At 71.7% G+C, this 7,576-nt stretch carries 8 protein-coding genes; 2 read left to right on the forward strand and 6 right to left on the reverse strand.

All coding sequences use genetic code 11. From position 1 onward, the window contains the following. Positions 1–112: 112 nt before the first annotated feature. Positions 113–334, reverse strand: a complete 222-nt coding sequence (locus AB0O21_RS15760; protein WP_365171333.1) for a hypothetical protein — start codon at positions 332–334, stop codon at positions 113–115. Positions 335–357: 23 nt separating this feature from the next. Further along, positions 358–1,215: a helix-turn-helix transcriptional regulator gene (locus tag AB0O21_RS15765; RefSeq protein WP_365171335.1), complete on the reverse strand. Its 858-nt coding sequence runs from the start codon at positions 1,213–1,215 to the stop codon at positions 358–360. A gap of 223 nt (positions 1,216–1,438) precedes the next feature. Between AB0O21_RS15765 and AB0O21_RS15770 the strand changes: the two genes are divergently transcribed. Beyond that, positions 1,439–1,900: an ATP-binding protein gene (locus tag AB0O21_RS15770; RefSeq protein WP_365171337.1), complete on the forward strand. Its 462-nt coding sequence runs from the start codon at positions 1,439–1,441 to the stop codon at positions 1,898–1,900. Between the two features lie 14 nt (positions 1,901–1,914). Here the strand turns inward: AB0O21_RS15770 and AB0O21_RS15775 are convergent, their stop codons facing one another. The 3 genes from AB0O21_RS15775 to AB0O21_RS15785 form a co-directional block, all read right to left on the reverse strand. After that, the gene (locus AB0O21_RS15775) at positions 1,915–3,555 is read right to left on the reverse strand and encodes an ABC-F family ATP-binding cassette domain-containing protein (protein WP_365171339.1); all 1,641 of its coding nucleotides are present in this window, start codon (positions 3,553–3,555) and stop codon (positions 1,915–1,917) included. A gap of 186 nt (positions 3,556–3,741) precedes the next feature. After that, positions 3,742–4,158 carry an SsgA family sporulation/cell division regulator gene (locus AB0O21_RS15780; RefSeq protein ID WP_365171341.1) on the reverse strand — a complete coding sequence of 139 codons (417 nt, stop codon included), beginning with the start codon at positions 4,156–4,158 and terminating at the stop codon, positions 3,742–3,744. 179 nt (positions 4,159–4,337) lie between these two features. Continuing rightward, positions 4,338–4,742, reverse strand: coding sequence for a (4Fe-4S)-binding protein (locus AB0O21_RS15785; protein ID WP_365171343.1), 405 nt, complete (start codon positions 4,740–4,742; stop codon positions 4,338–4,340). Between the two features lie 96 nt (positions 4,743–4,838). Between AB0O21_RS15785 and AB0O21_RS15790 the strand changes: the two genes are divergently transcribed. Continuing rightward, complete coding sequence (locus AB0O21_RS15790) at positions 4,839–5,897, forward strand: oxidoreductase (protein ID WP_365171345.1); 1,059 nt, start codon at positions 4,839–4,841, stop codon at positions 5,895–5,897. A 45-nt stretch (positions 5,898–5,942) separates the two neighbouring features. Here AB0O21_RS15790 and AB0O21_RS15795 read toward each other — a convergent pair whose 3' ends face one another. Next, a complete protein-coding gene (locus tag AB0O21_RS15795) occupies positions 5,943–7,157 on the reverse strand; it encodes a kelch repeat-containing protein (RefSeq protein WP_365171347.1) in 1,215 nt (404 codons plus the stop codon). Between the last annotated feature and the right edge of the window lie 419 nt (positions 7,158–7,576).

A 7,576-nucleotide genomic window follows, 5' to 3' on the forward strand; every position in this document is an offset into this window, starting at 1 on the left:
TAGGTTAAGCGTGACATCAAGACCAGCCAAGTCCCCGGCAGGTGTATGTCTGGTTACATCCAGTTATCTATGCAGTTTGAGGGGGCGCTGAGCTGGGCCTGAAGGGGCAAAGTCACGCCAGGAGGTGGTCCGCGGCCCCCGATTTGACCGCGGAGATCAGAGCGCGGAGCGCGTCGATGGAGTCGGTCACGTACGTCGGGGACTGCGTCGTCCCGATGTACGCCTGCCCCTCGGCGTCGCGGCCGAAGCGGAAGCAGTTGGCGCCCTCGCTGCAGAAGGCCTCGTCCCAGGCGATGGCGGTCTCGGTGTCGGCGGGCGTGGTGGTCGTGTTCATGGCGTCTCTCCTCGGCGGTCCGGTCAGAGGCTCTGTGCGACGGCGTGGATGAAGTCGCGGGAGGCGGCGGCAGGCAGGGCCAGCGAGCGCAGCCGCTCCAGGAGCCCCCGGTAGCGCAGCAGCTTCATGTACGAGTCCAGCAGCATCGAGCCGTGCGAGCTGTCCAGCTGCACGGTGTCGAGCTGGGGTATCTCGGCCGCCGCGTACGTGAAGGACTGCCCGGCGCCGGGGAAGCCGCCGGCGGTGAAGGGGATGACCAGCACCGTCGTGCGCGCCCGCTCCGACTGCTCCAGGATGTGCTCCAGCTGCGCCCGGGCGACCTTCGGCCCGCCGAACTGCATCCGCAGCGCGGCCTCGTGCACCACCGCCTCGTACAACGGGGGCCGCTCCCGCGCGAACACCTGCTGCCGGCTCATCCGCAGCGCGAGCCGCGCCTGCAGGTCCGGCTCCGGCAGCGGCGGGTCGGCGGTGTCGAAGACCGCCCGCGCGTGGGCCTCGGTCTGCAGCAGCCCGGGTATGTGCGTGGTGACCGCGGTGTGCAGTGCGGCCGAGTGGTGTTCCAGTTCGCAGATGTCGAGCAGACCTGGCGGCAGCATCCCCCGGTGCTGCTCCCACCACCCCTTGTCCCGCTCCTGCGCCATCGTCGCGAGCAGGTCGACGAGGCCCGTGTCGGGGCAGTCGTAGTTGAAGGCGAGGGTGCGGACACGCTCGGCGCTGATGCCGATCCGGCCGGATTCGATGTTCGGGATACGGGTGCGGTCGACCCCCAGGAGAGCGGCGGCCTGCTGGACCGTCATGCCGGACTCCTCGCGGAGTTTGCGCAGCTCGGAGCCTAGGCGCTGCTGCCTCGCGGTCGGCGTGCTCCTGGGTGGCACGGGCACCCTTCCCTTCGGTACGGGGCAGGCCTGATAGCCGTACCCATCCTGAAATGCCCTGAGAAATCATCAACTGACGAGACAAGTAGTAGCACCGTGCACCGGGTTACGCTACGGTCGGTAGTGCAAGTCTCACACGGGGCGACCTCGCGGTCCCGTATGACCACTCCACGACCAACCGGTCTTTGATCACACGGCTGTCGATCACACCCATACTTGGAGCAGCACGATGACGGGCACTCTCCGTGGCCTGCGGTCGGTCCATGAGCCCCGGCGGATACCGCCCGAGGCGGAGAAGCTGAACTACTCGATACGCCTGCCCGGTGGCGGCTACTGCGCGGGCACCGCCCGTTCCGTCGTCCGGTCCCTGCTCACCCGGCACGGACTGGCCGACCTGTGCGACACGGCGACCCTCGCCGCCTCCGAACTCGTGGCGTGCGCCCACCGCTTCACGCCCGACAAGGAGATGATGCTGAAGATCCGCTGGCAGTTCGACGCGCTGCGGATAGTCGTATACGACCAGCACCCGGCGCACTCCTCGCCCGAGGAGAGCGAGGAGTGCAGGCGCCGGCGCAGCCGCGGGATGTGGCTGCTCGCCGCGGCCGTCGAGGCCTGTGGCGGGGACTGGGGACTCACGCCCGTCCTGACCTCGATGGGCGGCACCAAATCCTGGGCCTTACTGCCCCGGTAGCGACCACCGCGCGGTCAGTCGTGCCACAGCGTCTCCCGGACCTCCTCGGCCGTCGTCGGCCGCAGTTCGCCGTCCAGCAGCAGCCACCGCGTGATGCCGATCGACTCCAGGAACGGCACGTCATGGCTGGCCACCAAGAGCGCGCCCTCGTAGGACTCCAGCGCGTCCGTCAACTGCCGCACGCTCGCCAGGTCCAGATTGTTCGTCGGCTCGTCCAGCATCAGCAGCTGCGGAGCCGGCTCCGCCAGCAGCAGCGCCGCCAGCGCCGCCCGGAACCGCTCGCCGCCCGACAGGGTGCCGGCCGGCCGGTCCGCCCGGGCGCCCCGGAACAGGAAGTGCGCGAGCCGCGCCCGGATCAGGTTGTTCGTGGCCTGCGGGGCGAACCGCGCCACGTTCTCCACCACCGAACGGCTCTCGTCCAGCACGTCGAGGCGCTGCGGCAGGAACCGCGTGGTCACGTGCGGGACCACCTCCCCGGACACCGGCGCGAGCTGCCCCGCGACCGTGCGCAGCAGCGTGGTCTTGCCCGAGCCGTTGCGTCCCACCAGCGCGATCCGCTCCGGACCGCGCAGCTCCCACTCGCCCCGGACCGCTGCCCCGTGGGCCAGCCGTACGTCGCTCAGGGTCAGCACGCGCCGACCGGGCGGGACCTGCGTGGCGGGGAGCTTGATGCGGATCTCGTCATCGTCGCGCACCGCCTCCGCGGCCTGGTCGAGGCGCTCCTTCGCCTCGGCGAGCTTCTCGGTGTGCATGATCCGGTGCTTGCCGGCCGATTCCTGCGCCGCGCGCTTGCGGGCGCCCATCACGATCTTCGGCTCGCGCTTGTTCTCGTACATCTTCTGGCCGTACCGCTTGCGCCGCGCCAACTTGACGTGCGCGTCGGCGAGCTCGCGCTTCTGGCGCTGTACGTCGGCCTCCGCGACCCGGAGCATCCGCTCGGCCGACTCCTGTTCGGCGGCGAGCATCTCCTCGTAGTCCGTGAAGTTCCCGCCGTACCAGCGGACTTCGCCGTCGTGCAGATCGGCGATCTGGTCGACCCGCTCCAGCAGCTCCCGGTCGTGGCTGACCAGCACCATCACCCCGGTCCAGGACTCGATCGCCGCGTAGAGGCGGCGTCGTGCGCGCAGGTCCAGGTTGTTGGTGGGCTCGTCGAGCAGCAGCACGTCGGGGCGTGCGAGGAGCAGGGCGGCCAGCCGCAGCAGCACGCACTCGCCGCCCGACAGCTCGCCGACGGTGCGGTCCAGGCCGATCCGGGCGAGGCCGAGCTGGTCGAGCATGGCGATCGCCCGCTCCTCCACGTCCCAGTCGTCGCCGACCGCGGTGAAGTTGGCCTCGGTGGCCTCGCCCGCCTCGATGGCGTGCAGGGCGGCGCGGGCGGTGTGGATGCCGAGGGCCTCGTCGACCCGCAGCGCGGTGTCGAGCGTGAGGTTCTGCGGCAGGTATCCGATCGTGCCCGCGACGGACAACTGGCCGTCGGAGGGGGTGAGCTGACCGGCGATCAGCTTCAACAGCGTGGACTTCCCACAACCGTTGAGTCCGATGAGGCCGGTCCGACCGGGACCGACGGCGAGCGAGAAGCCGTCGAAGACGGGAGCTCCGTCAGGCCAGTCGAAGGACAGGTCGGAGCAGGTGATGAAAGCAGGGGCATGACTCATAGAGGCCTCCAGGTTGCGTGAGTGGTGCGTGCAACGCGGGGAGACAGCCGACGGTCAGCGGTTGACTGTTGACGGTGGTCGGTGTCTCGGACCTCAGTAGTCCAATGTCCTGCTCCGTTTCGACGGCGATGGGGCGTCTACGAAGCTACGGGCGGCCTGAGCCGCCCGCAAACGAATAAACGCGACTCAGCGGCTGTCGCGCATCAGCTCGGCCAGGCTGTGGTCCATGTCGAGGTAGAGGTGCTCCAGCCCGGGCGGGACCACGGTCGAGGCCCGCTCCAGGAAGCGGTGCAGCTCGGCCGTCATCATCAGCACGATCGCGACGCCCTCGGGGGCGTGGAACTCGATCGTCGTCCGGTCGCCGTCGTACGGGCGCACGCGTACGTCGCCACGGCCCGACGGGCGGTCCAGCCCGGACTCCAGCAGCTCGCGCGCGAAGGTCCACGAGACCTCGACGCCCTCCAGCGTGGCCGGCGCGGGGAAGGCCATGCGGACGGCGAACGGATCCGCCCGGTCGTAGCAGAGGGTGACGGGCACGGTCTCGACCTTCGGCGCGGTGGCGACCAGACGGGCCTGTACGGCCTGCTCGATGACAGTGATCAAGGCTCACTCCCTTGCGGCGGATCTGCTGCCGGGCCGTGGGGTGGGGGCCGGCAACCCGATAGACGCCGGAATCGGCAAATCCGTGCAGGGGAGGTGACGTGAGCTGTGTCACCGATTGGCCGGAACCCGCCCGTGCGATCGCACAGAGTGACTGTCTGTGACGTGCAGTGGCAGGGCGGTCACCCGCTGTGGCAGGTTCCGGAGAGGTCGCAGAAGGGCTGATTCGCGCTCACTCCACAGGCGCAAAGCATGGCCCTGGTCTCCCTGCGGACCTCCCCGGACGAGGTCGTCACGCTCAGCTCGCCCCGCAGCACGAGCCGGCCCGCCGCATCGCGCACGACGGTGGTCGGCCGGTCCGGCTCCTCGGCCGGGCCCTCGGCGAGCCGGTACTGGAGCGCCCCCGAGGGGCAGCGGCGGACCACCTCGGCGGCCAGTTCCGGATCAGCGCCGTCCGGGCGTACCCAGGGGTGCTGCGCCGTGTCGAACACCGAGGGCAGGCCGCGCACGCACTCGGCGGCGTGCAGGCACCGCCCGACCTCGTACGTGATGGTGATCTGTTTGCCCTCGTAGGACTTGGGCGTCATGGAACCAGCCTAGGAATCCGAAAACGCAGACGCACCCTGGACGGGGAAATCGGGCGTGCGTTAGCTTCCCGCGCCATGAGACTTCTGGGAGTTGGCATGTGCGCGGCAGCCCTGGCACTCGGCTTACTGGCGGCCCCCGCCCAGGCCGCCGCGGAGCCGGCATCGCTGCACGGCGCCGGCTGGGCGCTGAAGGACACCGGCAAGGAGGTCCGCTTCCGCGGCCTGGCGGCGGTCAGCCGCACCACGGCCTGGCTGGCCGGCTTCAAGGGGACGGTCCTGCGCACCGTGGACGGCGGCCGCAGCTGGAGCGACGTCTCCCCGCCGGCAGCCGTGGCGCAGGCACTGGAACTGCGCGACATCGAGGCCTTCGACTCCCGCCGGGCCGTGGCCCTGTCCATCGGGGAGGGGGAGGCCTCCAGGATCCTGCGCACCGAGGACGGCGGCGCCACCTGGAGCGAGACCTTCCGAAACCCCGATCCCCGCGCCTTCTACGACTGCCTCACCTTCTTCGACGCCCGCCACGGCCTCGCCATGAGCGACCCCGTGGACGGCAGGTTCCGCATCCTGTCCACGGAGGACGGCGGCCGGACCTGGCGGGTCCTGCCCACCGACGGCATGCCCGAGGCGCTGCCGGGCGAAGCGGGCTTCGCGGCGAGCGGCCAGTGCCTGGTCAGCGCGGGCCCCAAGGACGTCTGGCTCGCCACGGGCGGCGGCGCGACCGCCCGCATCCTGCACTCCTCGGACCGCGGCCTGACCTGGACGGCCACCGACTCCACCCTCCCGGCCGGCGACCCGGCCCGCGGGGTCTTCGCCCTGGCCTTCCGCGACCGTACGAGGGGCCTCGCGGTCGGCGGCGACTACCGCACCGGCCAGGCGTCCCCGCAGGCCGCGGCCCTCTCCACCGACGGGGGCCGCAGCTGGAGCGGCGCGGCCACCCCGCCGCCCGCGTACCGCTCGGGCGCGGCGTGGTTCCCGTACTCCGACCGCACGGCCCTCGCGGTCGGCCCGACGGGCACGGACGTGACCACCGACGGGGGCCGCCACTGGCGCTCCCTGGACCCCGGCTCCTTCGACACCGTGGACTGCGCGCCGGACGCCGGCTGCTGGGCCTCGGGCGAGAAGGGCCGGGCGGCCCGCCTGGAGCCGCGCGGGTAGGCCGTGCCGTGTGTCAGCCGCCGACCGGATCAGCCGCCGACCAGATCAGCCGCCGACCGGAAGGGCTTCCACGGAGCCGAGGGTCGGGAACGGGGGGTCGCCGATACCGCCGAAGGCGTACGCACAGGTCTGGGTCTGCGTCGGGCTCCGGAGGTCCTCGGGGCACGGCGCGGTCGCCGCACCCAGCTCGAAACGAGGGGTGGCCAGGGCGGGCAGGGCGTTCCAGGTGTTCTCCGCGGGGTTCAGGACCTCCGCCGAGCCGGTGGCGAATTCGGTGAAGGTGGTGAACCCGGCGATCGCGTACACGCAGGACTGCTTCGGCCCCCTGTCGCCCCGGCTTGCCGAGCCAGGACAGGGGGCGGCGGTTCCGCCCAGGGCGACGCGGGGGCTGCCCAGTGAGGCCACCGTGCGCCAGGTGTTCGTGGCGGGGCTGTAGGCCTCGACCGTGCCGAGGATGCTGTCGGTCGGGTTGAACCCGCCGATGGCGTACAGACAGGTGCCCTTCAGCCCGTCGACTCCCTCCGGGCAGGAAGCGGTCGCCGCCGCCGGGGCGTCGCGGGGCGTGCCGAGGGAGGGCACGGTGCGCCAGGTGTTCGTGACCGGGCTGTACGCCTCCACGGTGTCGCTGTAGGCGCCGCCGACCGCGTACACACAGCTGCTGCCCTTCAGCCCGTCGACGGCCTTGGGACAGGGCGCGGTCGCCGCCGCGGCGAAGCTGCGGGCGGTGGGCAGGGCGGGCAGGGCGCGCCAGGTGTTCGTGGCCGGGCTGTACGCCTCTACGGTGCCCACGTCGGCGGAGTCGGCGGAGTCGGCGAAGCCGCCGATGGCGTACACGCACGTGCCCTCGAGTCCTTCGACGTCCTTCGGGCACGGCGCCGTGGTCGCCCTCAGCGCGTAGCGGGCCGTGGGCAGGGCGGGCAGGGCGCGCCACGTGTTCGTCGCGGGGCTGTACGCCTCCACGGTGTCCAGCGCGGGCGAGTCGTTCTGGCCCCCGATGGCGTACACGCACGTGCCCTTCAGCCCCTCGACGTCCTTGGGACAGGGGGCACTTGTGCCCGCGAGGCCGTACCGGGGCGTGGGCAGATCGGGGACGGCGCGCCACGAGTCCTGTGCGCTCGCGAGCGAGGGCGTCAGGGCGAGCAAGGGTGCCAGAGCCGCCACGAACAGGCGGCGGGTCCAGGGGTGCCGGGGCCAGGGGCGCCGGGCTGAGGGCTGCCGGGCTGAGGGCTGCCGGGCCGTCGGCCACGAAGGCGCCGTCATGGCAGACGTCCCCCGCGGCGGCCCGCCGCCTGATCGCCGTTCTGCTTCGCCCCTACGGGCGCCGCCCGAGCGCAGAGCCGACCTCATCACGCGTATCCCGTCCTTCCGGTGCTGGACCGACAGCCCGTGGAGCACCTCCCTCCGGGCGGCACGCGGGCGCTTCGCCTCACGAAAGCACCGGCGTGAAACGGGCGCACCGCGACACCGGGCAAACGGCCGACCCACAGGGGGCCGAATGGGCGCGGTGTTCGGCGGTGGGGGGTGGGGCGGGGGCGGGGCTTCGTGATCGGCGGGGTCCGAGCCGGCCCGAATCAGAGATGTCCTGGGGGGTTTCCCGTCAGTCCCATAGTCCTTCCGTGTCGGAACGGCTCGTCAAGGGCGCTCCTCCTTCGTCGTCGCGTCGCTTCGCGATGGCCTTC

The sequence above is a fragment of the Streptomyces sp. NPDC091371 genome, assembly GCF_040684275.1.
Lineage (GTDB): Bacteria > Actinomycetota > Actinomycetes > Streptomycetales > Streptomycetaceae > Streptomyces.

What these genes read in the sequence shown, in the direction of transcription:
- AB0O21_RS15760 (WP_365171333.1), bottom strand. Translation starts at nt 334, where the DNA reads ATGAACACGACCACCACGCCCGCCGACACCGAGACCGCCATCGCCTGG.
- AB0O21_RS15770 (WP_365171337.1), top strand. Translation starts at nt 1,439, where the DNA reads ATGACGGGCACTCTCCGTGGCCTGCGGTCGGTCCATGAGCCCCGGCGG.
- AB0O21_RS15775 (WP_365171339.1), bottom strand. Translation starts at nt 3,555, where the DNA reads ATGAGTCATGCCCCTGCTTTCATCACCTGCTCCGACCTGTCCTTCGAC.
- AB0O21_RS15785 (WP_365171343.1), bottom strand. Translation starts at nt 4,742, where the DNA reads ATGACGCCCAAGTCCTACGAGGGCAAACAGATCACCATCACGTACGAG.
- AB0O21_RS15790 (WP_365171345.1), top strand. Translation starts at nt 4,839, where the DNA reads ATGTGCGCGGCAGCCCTGGCACTCGGCTTACTGGCGGCCCCCGCCCAG.
- AB0O21_RS15795 (WP_365171347.1), bottom strand. Translation starts at nt 7,157, where the DNA reads ATGACGGCGCCTTCGTGGCCGACGGCCCGGCAGCCCTCAGCCCGGCAG.